We start from the raw sequence: 19,874 nt of genomic DNA, 5'->3' as shown, positions 1-19,874 counted from the left end.
AAGCTTCATGACCACTTCCATTCTGACGGCCGACAAGGACTGGTGGCGCGGCGCAGTGATCTACCAGATCTACCCGCGTTCCTTTCAGGACTCGAACGGCGACGGCATCGGCGATCTCAAGGGCATTACAGCCCGCCTCTCCCATGTGGCGGAACTGGGCGCCGACGCCATCTGGATCTCGCCCTTCTTCACCTCGCCCATGCGCGACTTCGGCTACGACGTTTCCGATTACTGCGACGTCGATCCGATCTTCGGCACGCTTGGTGATTTCGACGCGCTGATTGCCGAAGCCCACCGGCTCGGCATCCGGGTGATGATCGACCTCGTGATCTCGCACACCTCCAGCGATCACCCGTGGTTCAGGGAAAGCCAGTCCAGCCGCGACAATGCCAAGGCGGACTGGTATGTCTGGTCCGATCCGAAGCCGGACGGCACGCCGCCCAACAACTGGCTGTCCATTTTCGGCGGTTCGGCCTGGCAGTGGCACCCCGGTCGCATGCAGTATTTCCTGCACAACTTCCTGACGACCCAGCCGGACCTTAACCTGCATAACCCCGAGGTTCAGGACGCCGTGCTGGACGCCACGCGCTTCTGGCTGAAGCGGGGCGTGGACGGGTTCCGTCTCGACACCATCAACTTCTACTTCCACGACCGCAAGCTGCGCGACAACCCGGCGCTGGCGCCCGAGCGACGCAATGCAAACACCGCGCCGGCCGTGAACCCCTATAACTTCCAGGAACACCTCTACGACAAGAACCAGCCAGAAAACCTCGCGTTTCTGAAGCGCTTCCGCGCCGTTCTGGACGAGTTCCCGGCGATTGCCGCCGTGGGTGAAGTGGGCGACAGCCAGCGCGGCCTTGAAATCGTCGGAGAATACACCTCCGGCGGCGACAAGATGCACATGTGCTACGCCTTCGAATTCCTGGCGCCTGAACGTCCGACGCCGGTAACGGTGGCCGAAGTGCTGCACGCCTTCGCCGCCGCTGCGCCGGAAGGCTGGGCCTGCTGGGCGTTTTCGAACCACGACGTCGTGCGCCACGTCTCGCGCTGGGGTGCCGGTGTCGAGGATACCGACGGTTTCGCAAAGCTTTATGCCTCGGTGCTGATGAGCCTGCGCGGTTCGATCTGCATCTATGAGGGCGAGGAACTGGCGCTGCCGGAAGCCGAGATCGCCTTCGAAGACCTGCAGGACCCCTACGGCATCGAATTCTGGCCGGAATTCAAGGGCCGTGACGGCTGCCGCACGCCAATGGTGTGGGAAGGCAACAATCCGAATGGCGGCTTCTCCACGGCGGAAAAGACCTGGCTGCCGGTGCCGACCGAGCATCTTTCCCGCGCTGTCGACCGGCAGAAGGGCGCGCAGGGCTCTGTCATGGAGCATTACCGGACCTTCCTCGCTTTCCGCAAAACGCAGCCGGTGCTTGCCAAGGGCGAAATTCGCTTCCTGCCCGTAACCGGCAACGTTCTGGCCTTCACGCGTACCCAGGGCGAGGACAAGCTTCTTTGCCTGTTCAACATGGGTGAAACGATGGAGCGCTCCGCCCTGCCGCCGGGTGACTGGACCGTTCTGTCCGGCCACGGGCTGGCCGGCAATCTGGAAGGCGGCATTGTCGAACTTCCGGCCTGGGGCGGTTTCATCGCCCGGCATGTGTGAGAAAAAGAGAGGGAGGGTGACATGACCGGGCTGGTATTGAAGGACATCCGCAAATCCTACGGACCCGTGAAGGTGCTGCACGGCATCGATCTTCAGATCGAAAAGGGCGAGTTCATCGTCTTTGTCGGGCCATCGGGCTGCGGCAAGTCCACGCTTCTGCGCATGATTGCCGGACTGGAGGACATCACCTCCGGCGAGATGCAGATCGAGGGCGAGCGCGTCAACGAGGTGCCGCCGTCAAAGCGCGGCATCGCCATGGTGTTCCAGTCCTATGCGCTCTATCCGCATATGACGGTCTACGACAACATGGCCTTCGGCATGCGCATTGCCGGCGAGGACAAGGCCGAGATCGACCGCCGCGTCCGGGCCGCCGCCGAGAAGCTGCAACTGACCGCCTATCTGGAGCGCTTGCCCAAGGCGCTTTCGGGCGGCCAGCGCCAGCGCGTTGCCATCGGTCGCGCCATCTGCCGCAATCCGAAGGTCTTCCTGTTCGATGAGCCGCTTTCGAACCTTGATGCGGCGCTGCGCGTCGCAACCCGGTTGGAGATTGCCAAGCTCAACGAATCCATGCCCGATACGACGATGATCTATGTGACGCACGATCAGGTGGAAGCCATGACGCTGGCCGATCGCATCGTCGTTTTGTCTGCCGGTCGCGTCGAACAGGTCGGCGCACCACTCGAACTTTACGAGCGCCCGGCCAACCTGTTCGTGGCGAAGTTCATCGGCTCGCCGGCCATGAACATCGTACCGGTGACGATCACAGAGGCCGGTCGAAGGACGACGGTTTCGCTGGGTTCTGCCGGAGGCACCCGCGAAGTCGTCATCGACGTCGCCACGCCCAGCGATCACGTCGGCAAGAAGGCCTGGTTCGGCGTCCGCCCCGAAGATTTGCGGATCGCGACGGAAGGGGAAAAGAACCTCTTCTCCGGCGTCGTCGGCATCGTCGAGGCGCTCGGCGAAGTGACGCTGCTCCATCTGGAAGAACTGGCGGGCGACGAGCCCGTTGTCGTCAAGCTTCCCGGCATCGTGCGCGATGTGAAGGGGCAGACGCTCGCCTTCACCGCCGACCCCGCCAAGCTGCATCTCTTCGATGCGGATGGCCACAGCTACCGCAAATCATGAACCTCCTCCCAAGACCATGATCCTGCGATGGGCGGCCCTGCGGGCCGCCCGTTTTTTCAGACCGCCAGCGACTTCGAAAAGGCGTTGGTGAAGGTGACCTCACCTGTATCGCCCACGGCCTCGCCAATGGCGACATCCATGGCCGTGCTGGTGACGCGCACGAGGCAGAACCCGCCGAGATAGGCTGCCTTCGCCTTGAAGATATCGAGCGCGCCCACCCTGTAGGCCATCGGCACATCATGTTCATGGCCGTGGAACAGACCGACGACGTTGTAGCCCGAGAGAAGCGAAAGCAATGCTTCGCGGCTTGCGTCGGTCCACCAGTGCGCCTGACCGGTCCCATCCGGCGCGAAGGTCTTGCGGGCCGGATCCCAGCGCTCGGTCGAGAACGGGTCCCAGCCGTAATGCTGGAAGATGATGACCGGGCGGCCGTCGGCGGCGTAGGTCTGAAGATCGCGCTTCAGCCAGTCGATATTGCTCGGCATGTGCTTTTCGGTATCGCCGATATAGCGATGCGCCTGCACGAGGTGCAGGCCACCCCAGTTCCAGGAATAGCTGTCGGAGGCGGAATCGTAATTGTCGACCGGCACCGGCGCCTTGAAGAAGGCACTCGGCTTGTGGTTCACCTGTACATAGTCGCGAAGCTGGTCGCGGTAGAGATCGACCCGAGGGGGCTTGGCGTCCATGTCGAGATCGTGGTTTCCGAGCCCGACATAGACGGGATAGTGGATACGCTCCGGCCCACTGCCTTCCTGATAGCGGCTCGAGAATTGCAGGATCTGCGGACCGATGCGAAAATCGGGGGCCTGTCCGCCGCCGTAATCGGTGACATCGCCGCACACCACGACGCCGGCGGGGCGGCTGATCGGCTGGCCAGCCGCGCTCAACCCGCTCGGCTTGCCGGCGATATCGGCGGGCCATTTGCGCTCGATGAGGCCGTTCAGCGCCCTTATGTGCCGAAGAAGATTCTCGTCCGTCTTGCCCTGATCGAGGCAATGGGGACCGAGCCCGTCGCCGATACGGCAGGCATGAACGTCGTTTATGACGAGGAATGTGACATCGACGGGCGGTCGATCCGCCCCCGTTGCGGCAACGGCCGGCCATGTCGCGGCCACGCCAGCCCCAAGACCGAATTTCAGGAATTGTCGTCGCGCAACCATCGGCTCCCCTTCTGCTTTTCGGGGAGCATATACGGGTCGCGCTTAACAGGTCATCAAAACTTCGGGCGCGGACGACCGAGTGCCATCGCAGCGGCGATGACCGTATTGGCCATCAGCATGGCGATCGTCATCGGGCCGACGCCGCCGGGAACCGGAGTGATGGCGCCGGCAACGGCAGAGGCTTCCGCATAGGCGACATCGCCCACCAGCTTGGTCTTGCCCTCGCCCTTTTCAGGCGCGGGAACGCGGTTGATGCCGACATCGATGACCGTCGCGCCGGGCTTCACCCAATCCGCCTTGACCATTTCAGGCCGACCAACAGCCGCAACCAGAATATCCGCCGTGCGGCAGATACCGGCAAGGTCCTTCGTGCGGGAATGCGCCATGGTCACCGTGGCATTGGCGTTGAGCAGAAGCTGGCCCATCGGCTTGCCGAACAGGTTCGAGCGACCGATGACGACGGCGTTCAAGCCCGATAGATCCGCGCCGTGGACGGTGCGCACCAGGAGCATGGAGCCCGCCGGCGTGCAGGAGATAAGGCCGGTTTCAAGATCACCGGTCGCCAGCTTGCCGGCATTGACGACGTGGAGACCATCGACATCCTTTTCCGGCAGAATGGACTGGATCACGGCTTCGCTGTCGAAGTGCTTGGGCAGCGGAAGCTGGACCAGCACGCCGTGGATTGACGCATCGGCATTCAGTTCGGCCACCAGCTTCAGCAGGTCTTCCTGCGTCGTCTCTTCCGGCAGTGTGTGCTGCACCGAATGGAACCCGCACTGCTTGGCCATGCGCCCCTTGGCGCCGACATAGGCGTGGCTGGCCGGATCATCACCCACGATGATGACGGCAAGACCGGGCTTGACGCCGGTATCCTGTTCCAGAGCCGCCGAAGCGGCCGTTACGGCCTCAATGACCGAAGCCGAAATAGTCTTGCCATCGATGATCGTTGCCATGGGCTTTTTCTCCTGCGGTTGGGGCTTCAGGACCCCTCTTATGCAGCGCCTATGGTCTCAAATGACACGAAATGCAAGGTCTTAGTGGCGGCCCGAAGCGCGCCGCGCATTGTAGGCTTCAACACGGCTGCGCAGCGAAGCCATACGCAGGCGGATTTCCTCAAGTTCGGCCTGACGATCCGATCCCGACGCCCGCATCGCCTCGCGCTGATCCATTTCGGCGCTCCGCCGCAGAACGGCGCGCAGGCGCTCCGCCAGCGGTTGATCATCATTGTGGGCCGGCGGCGGCAGCCAGTCGTCATCTTCGTCGCCAGTCGTATAGGCTGCATAACGCTCTTCAACATCGTGGTGACGAGCAGGCGCTTCACGGTGATGGTATCGGTCAAGCTGATGCTCCGCCGCGAAGAGACCATCCTCGGACTCATGGTCTTCTGGATCGGCTTCATCGACACGGGCACGGCCGGCGACGTAGAGCCAGGTGAAGGCGAGCAGGAGACCGATGCCAGCACCGGCAATGGACACGAAGAGCGGCGACGCACCGTTGGCAATGACCGCCTCCAACCGCGCAGGCGCAATGAGGTGCGCCGGCGCGGGTGGGCGAGGCGCCGCGGTGCTGATATCCATCTTGTCGAGATAGTCGGCGCGCAGGCGCTCGGCCTCGTGCTTCAGGCTCGCCAGCGTTTCGAGGTCGCCCTGATCGTTTGTCACGCCTGTATCCAGTCTGGCGCGGACCGTCTTGGCCTCGTCCAGTGCCCGGGTCGCGACCTTCACCTTGTCCTTGTAAGCCGTATCCAGCTTGCGCAATGCATCCTGTAACCGGTTACGGGCGTCTTCGGCGGCGCTGCGGGCAGCCAGCAGGCGCGGATGGCGGGGCCCGAGTTCGGCGGCCATGCGATCGAGTTCGAGTTTGGCGGTGATGTATTTCTGGCGGGTGTCGTCGAAGACAGGCGCATCGATGCCGAGTTCAGCAAGGCTGGAAACCGCATCGGTGATCTTCAATCCGGTAACACGGGCGCTGTCGCTTTTCAGGGTCGCAAGAGCGGCCTCTTTCGTCGCGATATCAGCATCACGGGCGGCAATCTCGGCCGCGCGACCGGATGCCTCGTCAATATCGGAACTGCCGTGCGAAGCCGTGAAGTCGCTCAATGCCCGTTCGGCCTCCTCGGCTGCCTTGCGGGCCGCGGTCAATCCAAGGGAATCGTCCAGTGCCTGCGCGGCGGCTTGTTCGATGCTATGTGTTGCGAAGGCATTGGCAATACGCACGGAAAGAACGGCGTCCGGTGTCGTGACGGCCAGCGACAGTTGCCCCGATGCGCTATCCGGCATGAGCGACAGCGTGCTGGCCAGTGCGCGTTGAACGGCAATGGCGGGCCGGGCCGCCGTACGCTCCGTGCCGGCCAGAAGATCGGTGGCAACGGCCAGCGGACCGGGCGCCGTCCCCACCAAGGCGGGCTCGCGGGCCAGATCGAGCGTCTGGACGATCTGCTCGAGCGTATCGCCCGCTTTCATGCGCTGCGCCATCGCGCTGACGGCCTCATGCTTTTCCAAACCGAGAACGGCCGTTGCCGTGAAGGAACGCGGAAACATTTCGCCGAACGCGAACGGCAGGGCCGCGCCACCCAGCATGGCTGCACCAATAAACAACAGCGAAAAGGCAAGTCCGCGCACCGGACGATAGCGCACATCATCGGTGTTGGCCGGCTGGAAGTGACGCGCTGCACCACGCGGGGCACGCGCCGATAAACGCCCCTCTTCGGGGTGTCTGCCGATTCTGCCTTGGTCCACCGGATGCCGCATAACCCTACCGCCTGGATTCGCCGCCGGACACAGCCGACGGTCATGATGAATCCAGAGTAAATTTTTACGGCAAAGATTTGGTTAACGGGTCACCGTCGTTCGCGTCGGGGCCGTATGCAACTGGCCAACCTGCGATCCGTTGCGCGTTTCCACCGCCACTCGTCGCTCCAGATAGGCCGGCAGCGCCCGCCTGTTGAGGCGGAAGCGCATGAGGTTGAAGAAGAACTGCGGAATGCCGACGAGATAGCGACCAGCCAGGCGACGCGGCTCGTTCCAGAAGCGGAAAGCCCATTCCAGCCGCAGGCGGCGCAGCATTTCAGAGGCGCGCGGAACCGTTCCCGAGATAAAATCGAACAGAGCGCCGCCAGTCATGACAAGACGCGCGTGCCCCGGGCGAATATACTGCGCCACCCAGCGCTCCTGACGCGGCGTACCCATGCACACGATCAGAACGTCGAGTTTGAGCGCCTCGATCTCGTCAACGACCCGTTTGCTCTTTTCATCATCGAGATAGCCATCGCTGATGGCGATAAACGTATGCCACGGACAGCGGCGCTGGAATTCCTCGCGCGCGGCATCAAGAATATTGCGCTTCGCGCCGATAAGGCCGATCCGTTTGCCGTCCTTCATATAGGTCATCAGAGCCGGAATGAAATCCGTGCCGTTGAGGTTCGCCGGAAACGCCTCGCCATGCAGCACCGTCGAAGCAATATCGACGCCGAACCCGTCCGGAAACACGAGCTGGCTTTGCAGCAACTCGTGATAATCCTCGAACTTCAACATCAGGTTCGCATTGTGGGCGTTGAGAAAGGCGATGATCGTCTGACCGTTCGGCAGATTGACCAGATCGTTGGAGAAGGCCAGTGCACTATCCCAATCGAGATCGCAAACCGGCACATCCAGGATCGTTCGCTTCGACGCCAGAATCCCGAAATTGACCGCGACATTGTTGACCGCGACGTTCATGCCCTCTCCCTGCTTCTGCCGCTCGCATGGCGACCTTATACGAAGACTGGAAAAGGATGTAAGGCCGATGCCGTCACAACCGGCTTAAGCCAGTTGCTAAAATACAACCTAACTATCAATTTTGGGGTTCCCGCGAGACGGGTCGGTCGAAAAATGATGCAGACGCGCACTCCGGGCGGGGAGATACGCGCCTGCAACCGTCTTGCGACGGATCAAAAGGGAAAGCTTCGGCCACGCGTTCGCCCTGCGACGCCTGTGTCCTGCCTCTTCCCAATCAGGTAAACTGAGCCATCGACCGGACCGCGGTTCCGGTCGATCCGCCTTCGTCAATGGCCGGCGGGCGCCTTCTCCGGAAGGGCTTCGCCGGGTGTGATCTGCACGCCCTTGCGCACCGGCTTCTGCGCGTCGGAATTGACACGGATATCGGCCTTCGACAGATAATCGAGCTGCTCGACCAGCACGTCTGAGACGACATCGCCACCGAACCGGGCGTTCAGGTCATCCTTGATCTTGGATTTGAAGTTCGCGAGGCTGAAACCTGCGGGATTCTTCAGATCGACGACCGGAGAGCCGACGAGGAGCGTGAAAAGCTCATCCGTCATCAGTTCCGTCATCGGCATCTTGCTGTCCTTGATCTTGACCTTGTCCACGATGAAGGAAACGCGCCCGATGAAGTACCCCTGCACGGCACCATCGGCGATCATCGGAATGGAGATCGACTCGCCCTTCAACAGTTCGGTCTCAACCTTTGGCGTGGCATCCGCGTGTTCCGCCGGCGCGGTTGCCCGGCTGATCGAGAACCAGACGGCTCCCAGCGTCACGATGCAGACCCAAAGGCCGGTCAGAATGAGCTTCAGCATCACATCTCGCTATAACGGAACTGTTCCTGAGAGTAGGTGCCGTCGCCATCGGCAGACTGTTCAGCGTTTTTCAGGAGGTCGGCAACCGCGCGGACGGCATGAAGATGGGCTTCGACACGCCGCGCGTTGAGCGCAAGCTTGCTTTTGAGACCATGCATCTGTTCGATGTAGGTATTGGCCAGTTCCTGCGGGTCGGTGTCGCGGAACAGCATCGTCAGTTCGTAGAGGCAACGGCTCTTGTGCGCGTTGGAAACCTTGAGATCGAACTCGGGGTCCTTGCCGATGCGCTGGTTCTCGTTGTCGACTATCGCTTCAAGTCGACCGAGAACGGTTTTGATGCGATAATCACCGGATACGATTTCCATATGTTCTGCCCTTTTCTGCATTTTCAGCGACGCGCCCGTCATGCGCCGCGCTTATCCGATCCTGTGCACAGGGCCGCACGACCCTGCCGCGATACCGTGTCCGGTATCCTCAAGTGTTTTCAGCAGCGGATTTGAAATCTTCACTGACGCCGAGCGTGCGACGCTGGAAGTCCATGATGGTGCCCTGCACCATCTTGCGATCGTTCTCATCTGTCTTGGCGTTGGGCGTGCCTGCCCGTGTCTTTTCAATCTGCTGATTGAAAAGCTGCTCGGCAATGCCGATGCCGCCGCGCTCGGATACGGCATTGGCCATCTGTTCGGCCATCATGCTCTTCCAGAAGTCACCGGCGGATCCCTTGCCGTAGACTTCCTCGCTCTCGGCCGGCAGCATGTTCTGAATGAAGGTGTTCAGAACCGAGGCCTCGAATTTCTTGTAGGTTTCCGGAATTGCCATGCCCTTGACCGTGGCATGCTGGATATTGCCGAGACCCGCCTTCGTTGCCGGACCGTCGAAGCTGCCGACAGCCTGCGCAAAACCCGTTCCCAGCGCGGCAAGCTGCGTTGCTTCCGTGCCCGCCGCACGGGTTCTCAGCTTCTCGCGCGCCGCCTGGATATCGCTCGGTTCCGCCGCCTTGACTACATCAAGCACGAGGTCGCTCGGAGGAGAAATCGCCATCTCGTTTTCCTTGCATGGGACATGGTTCGGCTAACCGAACGGTGCGCCGGGGTCATGTTTACAGTCAGATTATTATCGATCCCGCAGGGCATTCGCCCGGTCATGCAGGTTATGGGAGGACTATGAAGTGCGAACCTTGCTGGAGGCTGGCGTTGTATTCGCCATCGTCATGTCAAGCAGGTCATAGACCGCTTCATCCTCTTCGGCCCGCTCCTCCAGGCCGCGGGCTTCCTTCATGCGATCTTCCAGACGATCGCCCTTGGTGCGTTCCTTGAGCATCTGCGCCTCGTGCGTCCGCTGAAGATTGCTCAATTGCTGGTCGCGGAACATGAGCCGCGAGAATCGTTCCGCGTAATTGCGCGCGAAGGGGCGGTGCAGCTCATTCAGCGAACTGATCGCATCCATCACCACGCCCATGGAGTTTCCGACTTCCTGGCGCTGGCGCACGGTGGAGGCCAGTTCGGTTTCCGCAACCTTTTCGAGATGGCGCTGCACCGAGACAAGGCGCTTCAACTTGTCGGATTTCCTGTCCTTCGCCATGCGATGCTCCCTTGTCTAATGTCCGATGAAGATTGGCCCGAAGCCATCGGCATAAAGGCGAAGCATCGCCGCAACGGCCAGATACATGAGGAAAATACCCGCCATCAGCGAGAATGGCGTTGCAATGAAGTAGATCGGAATGGCCGGCGCCAGCTTGCTGACGAGACCCACCGCGAAGTTGAACATGATGCTGAAGATCACGAAGGGACTGGCAAGGCGCAGCATCACCATGAAGATCTGGGAGAGCGTATCGGTCAGAGTGATCAGCAGCTTTTGACCGGTGACGAAATGGCCGAGCGGCATGGCGTCATAGGAATCGACCAGCGCCTTGATGACGACCTGATGGAAATCCAGAAGAAGAAGCACCATCAGGCCCGAAAAGGTGATGAAGGACGTCAGCGCGCTTTCCGATGTGTCTTCCAGAATGTCGACACCGCCCGGCATGGTCATCTGCATGGACGACCCGATGATCGCGCCGGCAAACTGCAGACCGACCACATAAAGACGGGCAATCAGCCCGAACATGATGCCGATCAGACTTTCCGAGAAAATCAGCACCACCATGGCGCCGGGATCGGCAGAGGTGACGCGCGGATAGACCGTGTCCCACATCAGCGGCAGCATGGAAAGCGTTACGGCCAGCGACACGAACAGGCGAACCGTCGGACTGACGCGCGCCGAGGACAGGCCCGGCAGCGTCATGAAGCAGGAACCGATGCGGCAGAAGAGAAGAAAGAGCGCCAGTACCGATCCCTGCGGGTCTGTTATCATGAAATCGATCCAAGTATCTTGATGTCGATCCCCTTCGCGAGTTCCACATGCGAGAGCACCGGAAGCGTGGCGAACAACCGTTCAACGATCATGCGGACATAGGAGCGCGTTTCGGGCGACGTGACAAGCACAAATGGCAGGCCGCGATCCATGAATTCACGGATAACCTTGCTTGCCTGTTCCGAAAACTCCTCGAGCTGACGCGGATCGATATCGAATTCCACGACCTCGCCCTTGGCATCGCGCTTGAGGGCCTGATGGAAGACGAGGTCCCACTTGGAACCGAGACGCAGAACCCGGAGCGTACCGTTGTCGGCCAGATCGCCGCAAAGCTGCTGGGCCATGCGTACGCGGACATGCTCGACGATCTGTTCGGTCTTGCGAACGTGCGGCGCCAGTTCGGCCACCGCTTCGAGAATGAGATGCAGGTTGCGGATCGACACACGCTCCGCCAGCAAGAGCTTCAGCACCGCCTGCAGGCCTGAATAGGACATATGCGAGGTGCAGATCTCGTCGGCCAGCTTCTTGTATTCCGGATCGAGGCGATCGATGAGGATCTTCACGTCCTTGTAGGACAGAAGCTGCGGCAGGTTGTTGCGGATGACCTCGCTGACATGGGTCAGTACCACCGAAACGTTGTCGATGGGATGGAAGCCTTCGCGCTTGAGATCTTCCACGAAGTTTTCCATGACCGACACCGCCGGCATGCCGAAAGCGGGTTCGCGGATCTCATCGCCCGGAACCGACGGCTTGCGACCCGAACCGGTCACGACCAGCACTTCGCCGACACGCAGCAGGTTGGAGGCGACCGTCGTGCCGTGAATGCGGATCTGATAGGATTTGTCGGGAATGGCGATGTCGTCGGTGACCTTGATTTCGGGCACCACGAAACCGTATTGCGCGGCGAACTTCTTGCGCATCTTGCCGACGCGGAAGGCGAGTTCCTGATGCGCGCCAAGAAGACGGGTCGACACCTGCTTGCCAAGCGCCAGTTCGATTTCCGTCGAACGGAGCACACTCTTGACCGAATCCTTCTCGGCTTCCTTGTTCTGGACGACCTTCTTTTCCTCGCTTTCGCGCAGCAGACGATTTTCACTCTCGATCTGACGGGGAATGAACCATGCGCCGAAAGCCATGATGGCACCGAGCATGGTGAAGGGCACGAAGGGCAAGCCGGGAACCAACGCCAGAACCACCATCAGGCCAGCCGCGACCGAGAGGGCGCGCGGATAACCGGAGAGCTGCCCAACAACGGCCTGGTCCGTCGAACCCTTGGTGCCGCCACGCGAGACGAGCAGGCCGGCTGCGAGCGACACGATGAGAGCGGGAACCTGCGAGACGATACCATCGCCAACCGAGAGCTTGACGAAAACGTCCGCAGCCTGGCCGACTTCCATGCCATGGCGGAAAACGCCGATCAGGATACCGCCGATGATGTTGATGGTGGTGATGATGAGACCGGCGACGGCATCGCCGCGCACGAACTTGGAGGCACCGTCCATCGCACCGAAGAAGGAGCTTTCCTCTTCCAGTTCCCGACGGCGGGCCTGGGCTTCCTTGTCATCGATGATGCCGGCGGACAGGTCGGCGTCGATCGACATCTGCTTGCCGGGGATGGCATCGAGGGTGAAGCGCGCACCGACTTCTGCGATACGCGTCGCACCCTTGGTGATGACGATGAAGTTCACCACGATCAGGATGAGGAAGACGATCAGACCGATCATGAAATCGCCGGACATGACCAGCGATGCAAAGCCGGCGATCACGCCACCCGCGGCATCGTGTCCCTCGTTGCCATGGGTCAGAATGACACGGGTCGTCGCGATGTTGAGCGCGAGACGCATCATGGTCGCGATCAGCAGAACCGTCGGGAAGGACGAGAAATCCAGAGGTTTCTGGATCCACAGGGAGACCATCAGGATCAGCACCGAGAAGGCGATCGAGAATGCCAGCCCCATGTCGATCATGAAGACCGGTATGGGCAGGAAGAGGATGCAAAGAATAAGAACGATGCCGGCTGCGAAGCCTAGGTCCCGACCGCTGGGAGCGGCTTTCGGTATGGAAATCGCGTCAGTCTGCGCCATTTTTTCCCCGTCTCTTCATGAGCGTCCACGGCGCATTCCACGCCATTCGACAACAGGGCTAAAGGTTCAAACTTGTGCGAGGATGGTCGAATGCGAAAACCGCCGGCAGGAAGCCGGCGGTTTTTCAGAAACCCGACTGGATTCGGGAAAAGACCATATTGGTAAAAATGGAAATCTGCCCGCCGATGAGAGGGGCCGAAATTCCAAGCGCCAGCATGACGGCGATGATCTTCGGAACGAAGGTCAGCGTCATTTCCTGAATCTGGGTGAGCGCCTGAAGGAAGGCGATGAAGACGCCCACCACCATGGCGGCCATGACCGCCGGACCGGATGCGACCAGAATGGTCCAAACGGCCGCCTGGACGATATCGAGAGCGTCGGCTTCGTTCATGGCTGGGCTACTTCCGAATCAGCGATTGATCAGGAGGTAGCATCGCCTAACGTGACACCTTTCTCAATGAGAATTCCCTCGCCTTTGGCCGTCAGACCGTACACGCCGGAAGCCGTCGCCGTCACAGCCGTGATCTTGCCCGAGACCGTTCCGTCAGCGCTGGTCAACGTCTTGCCGAGGAAGTAGGTGCCATCGTAGCCCGTCGTACTGATGGTGCTCTTGATCGTCACTTCCGCTCCGAGATCAACAAACTTGCCTTCAGCCGTCGTAGCGAATGCGCCTTCGTCGGTGAGCGTCACACCCGCGACCTTACCGATGGAGTTGCCATCCGTGTCAGTCAGGGTCTGGCCAAGAATATTGCTCACATCCGTCGGGGCCGCGGCCGCCGTATCACGAATGGTGACGCCTTCACCCAGCGTGATCTTCTTACCGTCCGTGGTCGTTGCGATAACGCCGTCGGAGGTCACCTTCACGGATGCCACCACGCCGGAGGTCGCGCCATCGAGGCTCGTCACCGTCTTGCCGATATAGGCGGCGGCGCTGTTCATCGCGGTCTGCGAAATCAGATCCTCAAGGTGCGAGTTCGCCTTGATCGACTGCTCCACCTGCGAGAAGGTCGCAAGCTGCGAAAGCTGCTCGGACGCATCCATCGGGTCGGTGGGATCCTGGTTCTTCATCTGGGCGATGAGGAGCTTCAGGAAGCTGTCATAGTCGACGGAGGCCGACTTGGCGTCCGATGTGGACGCCTTCGTGCTCGTCGAACTGGTCGAAGCGGTCTTGTAGGCCGCAACTCCGGTGATGCTGGACGTATCTACCGCCATGGTGCGATCTCCCTGCGGATATCCTCGATGATCGCCGGAGTGATTTCCTGGTTGGAAAGGACGCGTTCTTCAGCCGGATAAAGCGAGCGGATGGCCTTCAGTGCATCGAAGGGACGGCCCGAGGAAACCATGGCGTCGATGCGCTTCAGTTCCGCCAGGATTTCCTCGTTCTTGAAGCAGGTCAGCAGCATCATGATCGACTTGCGGAACAGCGTCATCGACTGTTCCTTGCCTTCCGGATTGATGAGCATCATCTGGGCGATGAAATAGAGCTGACGCAGCGGCGTCGTCGTATCTTCCGGCTGAAGAACGTGATTTTCCAGAAGGAAGGTCACATCGTTCAGGAATTCCAGCGCCACCTTGCGGTCGACACGGAGAACCGCGCCGTTGATGAAGATCTTTTCGCCGGATTTCAGCGAGATGCGGAGCGTACTTTTCATTTCAAGCCATCCCTAATGATGGTGGTTACGTCAATAATTCCCTGGTAGTTCGTCGATTCCCGCCGACGTATTCTCTCGCATTCCTTCATGATCCAGATTGCGATGGAAATCAGATTGGCGCGAAGCTCCACGCTCAGCGCATTATCCGGCTGTTTCAGGTCCTCGATGAAGCGAAGCCAGACGCGCCGGGTATAGAACAGCGCCTCGATGGATTCCCTTGAGAACCCTCCCCGGTCGCGTGCGGCGGCGAGCAGATCGATCGACCGGTCGAGGACCTGTCGTTCCCGCTCTTTGGCGTCGGCAACGTCATCTGCCATCACTTCGGCGTAAGAAAACTGAAACATCTATGTTTCCTTCATGTTTACGGCCATTCCCCCATTCATCGGGGGAAAGTCATGTCTCAGAGAAAGTTCACGAGACTGAGCTGCTGGATTTTTGCGGTGATCGTGTAAGAGGTTTCGAGCTGCGTCATCAGGGTCGCGAGGCGGGTCTTGGCCTCATACTGATCGACGCTGACAAGGTTCTTGTACTGCGTGTCGATAATGGTCTTCTGGGCGCTCAGTGTCTCGTTGGCTGTCTCGACACGGGCCTGCACCAGGCCAAGCTGGCTGCGTTCCGCGTTGATGCCCGAAACCGCGGCGCCAGCCGTCTCGACGACGTGGAACTTGACCCGCGCCAGCGCGTCGGTCTGCAAGCCTTCCTTGGCAAGCTGCGAGCCGATAAGCGTCGAAATGACGAGATCCTGAAACCCGTCGCCATTCAGCGAGGTCGAGGTCTTCACCGTTTCCGTCGTGCTGATGCGGCTCGACATCACCGTGCTGGATGCATCCGTCCAGCTCGACCAGTTGAAGCCGGCCTTGTAGCTCGCGACGAAGTCATCGACATCCGCGCCGGTCATCTTCGTGATATCCGGCACACCCGTCGTCGTGCCGTCATCCGTCAGACCGTTCGCCTGCAGGAATGTGTTGAGCTTCGTCTGGAAATCAGTCGTGACATCGCTCACGAAAGTACTCTGAAGCGTCGGGGCGTCCGTGTTGATACCGGAGAAAATGTATTCACCGTTGACCGACGTTACCGCCATGCCAGCGAAGTTTTCAAGTTCTGCCAGCGCCTTATCGGCGGCGACGGCTGTCGATGTGCCATCGCTTGCGCCGGTCACGCCGGTGAAGGTGTTGAGCACGGACTGGGCCGAAGCCGCCATGTTCTTCATGGTCAGCTGCGTCGTGTCCATCCGCTGTTCGGCAAGCGCATTCGACTTCGTGATCGCCTGCAGGCGCTCGCTTTCGCGGCTGAAATTCAGGCTTTGGGAGGTCTTCGCACCAAGTTGCAATCCGATATCGTAGTACGTACCGGTCACGGACTCGTTCTGCAGCTTCACGATTTCCTTCTGCGCCGTGGTGGCAACAAGCTGGATCGCGTTGGTAATCGAGAGAGATGAGATCGTTGATGTTTTCATGGTTACGTCGCCGCCATCAGGGCCTTGAGCATCTCGTCAATCGTTGAGAGAAGCTTGGAAGCCGCCTTGTAGGATTGTTCGATGTCGAGAAGCAGAATGAGTTCCTCGTCGAGATTAACGCCGGTGTTATTGGAATAAGCTTCCGAGGCGCGTGTCATCAGCGCTGAGGTGCTTTCGCCTGCCGTGCTCGCATTGCTGCGAAAATCTTCGGTCCAGCCGACCGCTTCCGTCGAAAAATTGAGCAAGGTGACGTTGGTGCCGAGCTTGGTATCGCCATCAAACGTCATGGGCGTGTCGAATGCCGAGAGATAGCCGCGAAGCAAGTCGGAATAGCCGCTGGCGTTGCCGGTATTCGTGCTGGTCCCGGCAATGTTGCCATCGCGAAGCTTGAAGGGCGAGGAGACGACGCTGCTTGCAACCGTGATCTGCGACGCAAGACCGGGAATGATATCGGTCGTGTCGAAGGCAACCGCGGCGCCCGTCTTCGTCGTAAACAGACCGGCAACCGCCGTGCCGCCGCTATCTTCCGCAAACAGGGCGATCACGCCGCGGGCGACTTCATCAAGCTGATCCTGCATCGTCGGCAGCACATCGTCGCGAAGCTGCAGCAGGGCCTGAAGGCTGCCCTTCGCGGTGGTGCTGGCACCTTGGCCGGCTTCGACCTTGACGCCGTCGATATAAAGGCTGGAGCCCGTGGAGCCGGCAGCAAAGGCGGCGGTGGGCGTGAAGCTGATCTTGCGGGGCACGGTCTCGAACAGCGTCGTGCCGTCGCTCGTGTAAAGCGCGATATCGTTGCCTTCGCGAGTGTAGGTGGAGACGCCGATGATCTCGGAAATCTGCTTTATCAGCCCTTCGCGCTTGTCGATGGCGTTGTTGGGGTCTTCCCCCATCGCAGTCTTCTTGATGACCTCGTTGTTGGCCGTCTCGAAGTCACTCAGAAGCTTGTTCAGCTTCGTCACCTGGGTGGCGATTTCCGCATCCGCTTCGCCGCGCAACTGCTGGATACCGTCGGCAGTGTTGTTGAGCGACGTGGCGACATCCTGGGCGGCGGAAACGACCGTCTGGGCGAGCGTGATGTCGCCAGGCGTTTCCGCATAGGTCTTCAGCTTGTCCCGGAGCGTTGCAAGATAGGTGGAAGGCGCCAGGGAATAGGAGTCACCGCCAAGAAGCGCGCTGACCGATTCCATGCCCCCAACCAGTTGCTGCTGGGCCGAGTTACTGGAAATCGCATTCAGTGTCTGCTTGAGGAGGGCGCTGTTCTGCGCCCTCTCCGTGGTCACCATCATGGCACCGCTGTAGATGTTTACAGTGGTGTTTGCCGACCGCTTGTTGTAGTCGGTGTTACTCGCATTTTGAATATTCGTCGAAACGACGGCGCTTTGCGCAGACGTATTGTTGAAGATACTCTTTGTCGTATTAAGCGTCGATGCGAGAGACATCCGTCAATCCTTACGTATTGAAATTATCTCTTCAGGTTGATCAGGACATCCATGACGTCAGCCCCGGTCTGAAATACCTTGGAGTTTGCGGTATAGCTGCGCTGAGCTTCGATCATTTCCGTCAGTTCGTTTGCGAGGTCGACGTTCGAGCTTTCGAGCGCGCCGGAAACGATGTCACCGAAGCCAGGCTCACCGGCAAAGCCGAAAACCGCAGCGCCCGACGAGCTGGTGACGGAGTAGACGTTGCCGGTACCCATGCGCAGGTTGTCCGGGCTGATGACCGTTGCCAGCGGGATCTGGGCGATGGCCATCTGCGTGCCGCTTTCATAGACGGCGTAGACGATACCTTCGTTGTCGATGGTGATCTTCTCGAGCGAGCTCGGCGCGCTGCCGTCAGCAGCAACCTTGGAGAAGCTGTCGGCGTTGAGCTGCGTCGTGGTCGTCATATCGACCTTGATGCCGTTGACCGTGATGGAGAGATCCGTCGAGCCATTGACAGTGCTGAGACCGTAGGTCGTGGGGTCGAAGGCGAGGGTTGCATTCGTCACCGGACCGCTCGCATAGGGGAAGCCCGTGGAACTGGAGCTGCTGGCGCCAGCCGAGTCGTAAACCGCCACTTCCCAGGTATTCGCCGCCGTCTTGGTGTAGAAGATGTCATACTGTATCTTCGTGCCGCCAGCGTCATAGGTGGTCATCGACGTCTTGAAGGTCGGGGTCGCCGATGCCGCGTTGGCCGAGGGAAGGTCCGCCGCAGCGACAGCCGTTGCCGACATCTTCAGGTTGGAGTTGGCCGTTGCCGTGGTGGACGGAACAGCGGTCAACTCGTAAGCCTTGATCTGGATCGGGGTCAGGTCATCGAAAGTGTTGACCGCCTCGCCGAGCGGCGCACCCATGACCATGAAACCGGCGGAGTTGACGAGATTGCCGTATTCGTTGAGCGCGAAGGAGCCGACGCGCGTCAGGTAGTTGGTGCCGCCGGCATCCTGCACCGGGAAGAAGCCCTCGCCCTGGATCGCCAGATCGGTATCCGAGGATGTCGAGGTCAGCATGCCCTGCTGGGAAATGGAGTTGATGACAGTCGTGTTGACGCCGCCGGAGTTATAGCTACCGGACGTGGACGGCAGGACGAAAGACGAGAAGGCGGTCGAGACCTTCTTGTAGGCCGTGGTGTTCACGTTGGCGATATTGTCGCCGACCGTGCTCAGGCGGTTCGCCTGGGCATTCATGCCCGACACGGCAGTCTTCATCGTTCCGTAGATGCTCATCTGGGACCTCGTTTAAGTCGTTGCATTCGAGACTATGCGGCGGGCCTTGCGTGAAGCTGTCTGTCTTGTGGAAAGAAGTACTTTCCGAAACAGTTTCAATTTTTCACAATCCGCCACCAAATGCGCAGGCAACCTTGACGGCCAACCTCGCGCCGCGACAACATTCTTTTTTTATTTCAGTTATTTGCGCTTCATGCGCGATTTAAAGTTCTGGAAATATCCGGAGCCCCGTCCGGCGGTCGTGAACCATTTCGGATCACTCTGCCAGCCCTGTGGCCGGCACCTCGAAGCCTGCCCGCTTCAGAGGATTTACAGAAGACATCCGCCACGACAGCGGATGTCGACATCAAGCTTGGCGCGGCCCGTGGGGCCGCCGCCGATTATTCCCAATTGATGCAATAACCGAGGAAGCGCTTGGAATCGACCGGGTCGAAGCCCAGCTTCTTGCGCAGCTTCTTGCGCAGCTTGCTGATGTGGCTTTCCACCACGTTCTCTTCGACTTCTTCGTCGAAGATGCCGTAGATTGCGTTGAAGATCTGCGTCTTGGAAACGCGACGACCACGGTTGGCAATCAAGTATTCCAGAATACGGCGCTCGCGGCGCGGCAGCGGGAATACGTCGCCGTTGATTTCCGGGTCGCGGCCATCCGAGAACACGCGGACAGGGCCGACATCGGTAAAGTTGGAAACGGCCTTCAACCGACGGCGGATCGCCGCGGCACGGGCCAGGATTTCGCGCGGGTGGACCGGCTTGCGGACGACATCGTCCACACCACAGTCAAACAGCGCCAGGGTAACGTCCAGCGACGGTTGATCGCTGACTGCAATCACCGGAGCCTGCGACCGGTCGCGAATGGCGCGCGGCAGCTCGAAAGCCTGCTCGCCCTGACCGATGAGGAAGGCCTCGACAGCAGCGATATCCGCATCGGCTGCCGTGTTGACCCATTCCCCGAATTCGCTCGGATCAAAACCTGTGGACGGAATGCCTTCGCGCCCAAAAAGAGAAGTGTAACCGTCTTTCACGAGCTCACGCTCATCAACCACTACGATCATTCGTCCGCCTCCGAATCAGTGTGGTGCCTCGATGTACTATGGGTACGAATCGGGGGAAT

19 protein-coding genes and 1 pseudogene are annotated in these 19,874 nt (G+C 60.1%); 2 read left to right on the top strand and 18 right to left on the bottom strand.

What is annotated here, in order from left to right; genetic code table 11:
- Window positions 1-7 precede the first annotated feature (7 nt).
- Window positions 8-1,654 (top strand): beta-galactosidase BglA, encoded by a 1,647-nt coding sequence (gene bglA / locus GGQ66_RS15805; protein WP_183793700.1) that lies wholly within the window; start codon window positions 8-10, stop codon window positions 1,652-1,654.
- Window positions 1,655-1,675: 21 nt separating this feature from the next.
- Window positions 1,676-2,779 carry an ABC transporter ATP-binding protein gene (locus GGQ66_RS15800; protein WP_183793699.1) on the top strand — a complete coding sequence of 368 codons (1,104 nt, stop codon included), beginning with the start codon at window positions 1,676-1,678 and terminating at the stop codon, window positions 2,777-2,779.
- Between the two features lie 56 nt (window positions 2,780-2,835).
- Here the strand turns inward: GGQ66_RS15800 and GGQ66_RS15795 are convergent, their stop codons facing one another.
- The 18 genes and pseudogenes from GGQ66_RS15795 to rem form a co-directional block, all read right to left on the bottom strand.
- Window positions 2,836-3,939, bottom strand: coding sequence for a metallophosphoesterase (locus tag GGQ66_RS15795; protein ID WP_183793698.1), 1,104 nt, complete (start codon window positions 3,937-3,939; stop codon window positions 2,836-2,838).
- 53 nt (window positions 3,940-3,992) lie between these two features.
- The gene (gene folD / locus GGQ66_RS15790; protein WP_183793697.1) at window positions 3,993-4,892 is read right to left on the bottom strand and encodes a bifunctional methylenetetrahydrofolate dehydrogenase/methenyltetrahydrofolate cyclohydrolase FolD; all 900 of its coding nucleotides are present in this window, start codon (window positions 4,890-4,892) and stop codon (window positions 3,993-3,995) included.
- Window positions 4,893-4,973: 81 nt separating this feature from the next.
- Complete coding sequence (locus tag GGQ66_RS15785) at window positions 4,974-6,677, bottom strand: GumC domain-containing protein (RefSeq protein WP_183793696.1); 1,704 nt, start codon at window positions 6,675-6,677, stop codon at window positions 4,974-4,976.
- Between the two features lie 93 nt (window positions 6,678-6,770).
- On the bottom strand, window positions 6,771-7,655 hold the full coding sequence (locus tag GGQ66_RS15780) for a WecB/TagA/CpsF family glycosyltransferase (protein WP_183793695.1): 885 nt from the start codon (window positions 7,653-7,655) through the stop codon (window positions 6,771-6,773).
- A gap of 326 nt (window positions 7,656-7,981) precedes the next feature.
- Window positions 7,982-8,515, bottom strand: a complete 534-nt coding sequence (locus GGQ66_RS15775; protein ID WP_183793694.1) for a flagellar basal body-associated FliL family protein — start codon at window positions 8,513-8,515, stop codon at window positions 7,982-7,984.
- Complete coding sequence (locus GGQ66_RS15770; RefSeq protein ID WP_183793693.1) at window positions 8,515-8,880, bottom strand: hypothetical protein; 366 nt, start codon at window positions 8,878-8,880, stop codon at window positions 8,515-8,517. The genes GGQ66_RS15775 and GGQ66_RS15770 overlap by 1 nt, the downstream gene beginning before the upstream one ends.
- A gap of 109 nt (window positions 8,881-8,989) precedes the next feature.
- The gene (locus tag GGQ66_RS15765; RefSeq protein WP_183793692.1) at window positions 8,990-9,556 is read right to left on the bottom strand and encodes a rod-binding protein; all 567 of its coding nucleotides are present in this window, start codon (window positions 9,554-9,556) and stop codon (window positions 8,990-8,992) included.
- Between the two features lie 120 nt (window positions 9,557-9,676).
- Entirely contained in the window at window positions 9,677-10,096 is a 420-nt protein-coding gene (locus GGQ66_RS15760; protein WP_183793691.1) for a hypothetical protein, read from the bottom strand.
- 15 nt (window positions 10,097-10,111) lie between these two features.
- Complete coding sequence (gene fliR / locus GGQ66_RS15755) at window positions 10,112-10,867, bottom strand: flagellar biosynthetic protein FliR (RefSeq protein ID WP_183793690.1); 756 nt, start codon at window positions 10,865-10,867, stop codon at window positions 10,112-10,114.
- Complete coding sequence (flhA, locus tag GGQ66_RS15750; RefSeq protein ID WP_183793689.1) at window positions 10,864-12,951, bottom strand: flagellar biosynthesis protein FlhA; 2,088 nt, start codon at window positions 12,949-12,951, stop codon at window positions 10,864-10,866. Before flhA ends, fliR begins: the two co-directional genes overlap by 4 nt.
- A gap of 124 nt (window positions 12,952-13,075) precedes the next feature.
- Window positions 13,076-13,342, bottom strand: coding sequence for a flagellar biosynthesis protein FliQ (fliQ, locus tag GGQ66_RS15745; RefSeq protein WP_183793688.1), 267 nt, complete (start codon window positions 13,340-13,342; stop codon window positions 13,076-13,078).
- 374 nt (window positions 13,343-13,716) lie between these two features.
- Window positions 13,717-14,163: pseudogene (flgD, locus tag GGQ66_RS23105) on the bottom strand (flagellar hook assembly protein FlgD); the annotation flags it as partial.
- A complete protein-coding gene (flbT, locus tag GGQ66_RS15735) occupies window positions 14,154-14,603 on the bottom strand; it encodes a flagellar biosynthesis repressor FlbT (RefSeq protein ID WP_183793686.1) in 450 nt (149 codons plus the stop codon). The gene flbT and the pseudogene flgD, both read right to left, overlap by 10 nt.
- Window positions 14,600-14,947: a flagellar biosynthesis regulator FlaF gene (gene flaF, locus GGQ66_RS15730; protein ID WP_183793685.1), complete on the bottom strand. Its 348-nt coding sequence runs from the start codon at window positions 14,945-14,947 to the stop codon at window positions 14,600-14,602. Before flaF ends, flbT begins: the two co-directional genes overlap by 4 nt.
- 56 nt (window positions 14,948-15,003) lie before the next feature.
- Complete coding sequence (locus tag GGQ66_RS15725) at window positions 15,004-16,059, bottom strand: flagellar hook-associated family protein (protein WP_183793684.1); 1,056 nt, start codon at window positions 16,057-16,059, stop codon at window positions 15,004-15,006.
- A gap of 2 nt (window positions 16,060-16,061) precedes the next feature.
- Window positions 16,062-17,498 carry a flagellar hook-associated protein FlgK gene (flgK, locus tag GGQ66_RS15720; protein WP_183793683.1) on the bottom strand — a complete coding sequence of 479 codons (1,437 nt, stop codon included), beginning with the start codon at window positions 17,496-17,498 and terminating at the stop codon, window positions 16,062-16,064.
- A gap of 23 nt (window positions 17,499-17,521) precedes the next feature.
- The gene (locus tag GGQ66_RS15715) at window positions 17,522-18,763 is read right to left on the bottom strand and encodes a flagellar hook protein FlgE (RefSeq protein ID WP_183793682.1); all 1,242 of its coding nucleotides are present in this window, start codon (window positions 18,761-18,763) and stop codon (window positions 17,522-17,524) included.
- A 380-nt stretch (window positions 18,764-19,143) separates the two neighbouring features.
- A complete protein-coding gene (gene rem, locus GGQ66_RS15710) occupies window positions 19,144-19,815 on the bottom strand; it encodes a transcriptional activator Rem (protein ID WP_183793681.1) in 672 nt (223 codons plus the stop codon).
- Window positions 19,816-19,874: the final 59 nt, after the last annotated feature.

The organism is Allorhizobium borbori, from assembly GCF_014196535.1.
In the GTDB taxonomy this organism is placed as follows: domain Bacteria; phylum Pseudomonadota; class Alphaproteobacteria; order Rhizobiales; family Rhizobiaceae; genus Ectorhizobium; species Ectorhizobium borbori.
Note: the sequence above shows the minus strand (reverse complement) of the source record. Positions and strands in the feature narration are given on the sequence as shown.

What these genes read in the sequence shown, in the direction of transcription:
- GGQ66_RS15795 (WP_183793698.1), bottom strand. Translation starts at nt 3,939, where the DNA reads ATGGTTGCGCGACGACAATTCCTGAAATTCGGTCTTGGGGCTGGCGTG.
- flgK (WP_183793683.1), bottom strand. Translation starts at nt 17,498, where the DNA reads ATGTCTCTCGCATCGACGCTTAATACGACAAAGAGTATCTTCAACAAT.
- GGQ66_RS15800 (WP_183793699.1), top strand. Translation starts at nt 1,676, where the DNA reads ATGACCGGGCTGGTATTGAAGGACATCCGCAAATCCTACGGACCCGTG.
- GGQ66_RS15715 (WP_183793682.1), bottom strand. Translation starts at nt 18,763, where the DNA reads ATGAGCATCTACGGAACGATGAAGACTGCCGTGTCGGGCATGAATGCC.
- folD (WP_183793697.1), bottom strand. Translation starts at nt 4,892, where the DNA reads ATGGCAACGATCATCGATGGCAAGACTATTTCGGCTTCGGTCATTGAG.
- GGQ66_RS15780 (WP_183793695.1), bottom strand. Translation starts at nt 7,655, where the DNA reads ATGAACGTCGCGGTCAACAATGTCGCGGTCAATTTCGGGATTCTGGCG.
- flaF (WP_183793685.1), bottom strand. Translation starts at nt 14,947, where the DNA reads ATGTTTCAGTTTTCTTACGCCGAAGTGATGGCAGATGACGTTGCCGAC.
- GGQ66_RS15760 (WP_183793691.1), bottom strand. Translation starts at nt 10,096, where the DNA reads ATGGCGAAGGACAGGAAATCCGACAAGTTGAAGCGCCTTGTCTCGGTG.
- bglA (WP_183793700.1), top strand. Translation starts at nt 8, where the DNA reads ATGACCACTTCCATTCTGACGGCCGACAAGGACTGGTGGCGCGGCGCA.
- flhA (WP_183793689.1), bottom strand. Translation starts at nt 12,951, where the DNA reads ATGGCGCAGACTGACGCGATTTCCATACCGAAAGCCGCTCCCAGCGGT.
- GGQ66_RS15725 (WP_183793684.1), bottom strand. Translation starts at nt 16,059, where the DNA reads ATGAAAACATCAACGATCTCATCTCTCTCGATTACCAACGCGATCCAG.
- GGQ66_RS15775 (WP_183793694.1), bottom strand. Translation starts at nt 8,515, where the DNA reads ATGCTGAAGCTCATTCTGACCGGCCTTTGGGTCTGCATCGTGACGCTG.
- rem (WP_183793681.1), bottom strand. Translation starts at nt 19,815, where the DNA reads ATGATCGTAGTGGTTGATGAGCGTGAGCTCGTGAAAGACGGTTACACT.
- fliQ (WP_183793688.1), bottom strand. Translation starts at nt 13,342, where the DNA reads ATGAACGAAGCCGACGCTCTCGATATCGTCCAGGCGGCCGTTTGGACC.
- flbT (WP_183793686.1), bottom strand. Translation starts at nt 14,603, where the DNA reads ATGAAAAGTACGCTCCGCATCTCGCTGAAATCCGGCGAAAAGATCTTC.
- GGQ66_RS15765 (WP_183793692.1), bottom strand. Translation starts at nt 9,556, where the DNA reads ATGGCGATTTCTCCTCCGAGCGACCTCGTGCTTGATGTAGTCAAGGCG.
- fliR (WP_183793690.1), bottom strand. Translation starts at nt 10,867, where the DNA reads ATGATAACAGACCCGCAGGGATCGGTACTGGCGCTCTTTCTTCTCTTC.
- GGQ66_RS15770 (WP_183793693.1), bottom strand. Translation starts at nt 8,880, where the DNA reads ATGGAAATCGTATCCGGTGATTATCGCATCAAAACCGTTCTCGGTCGA.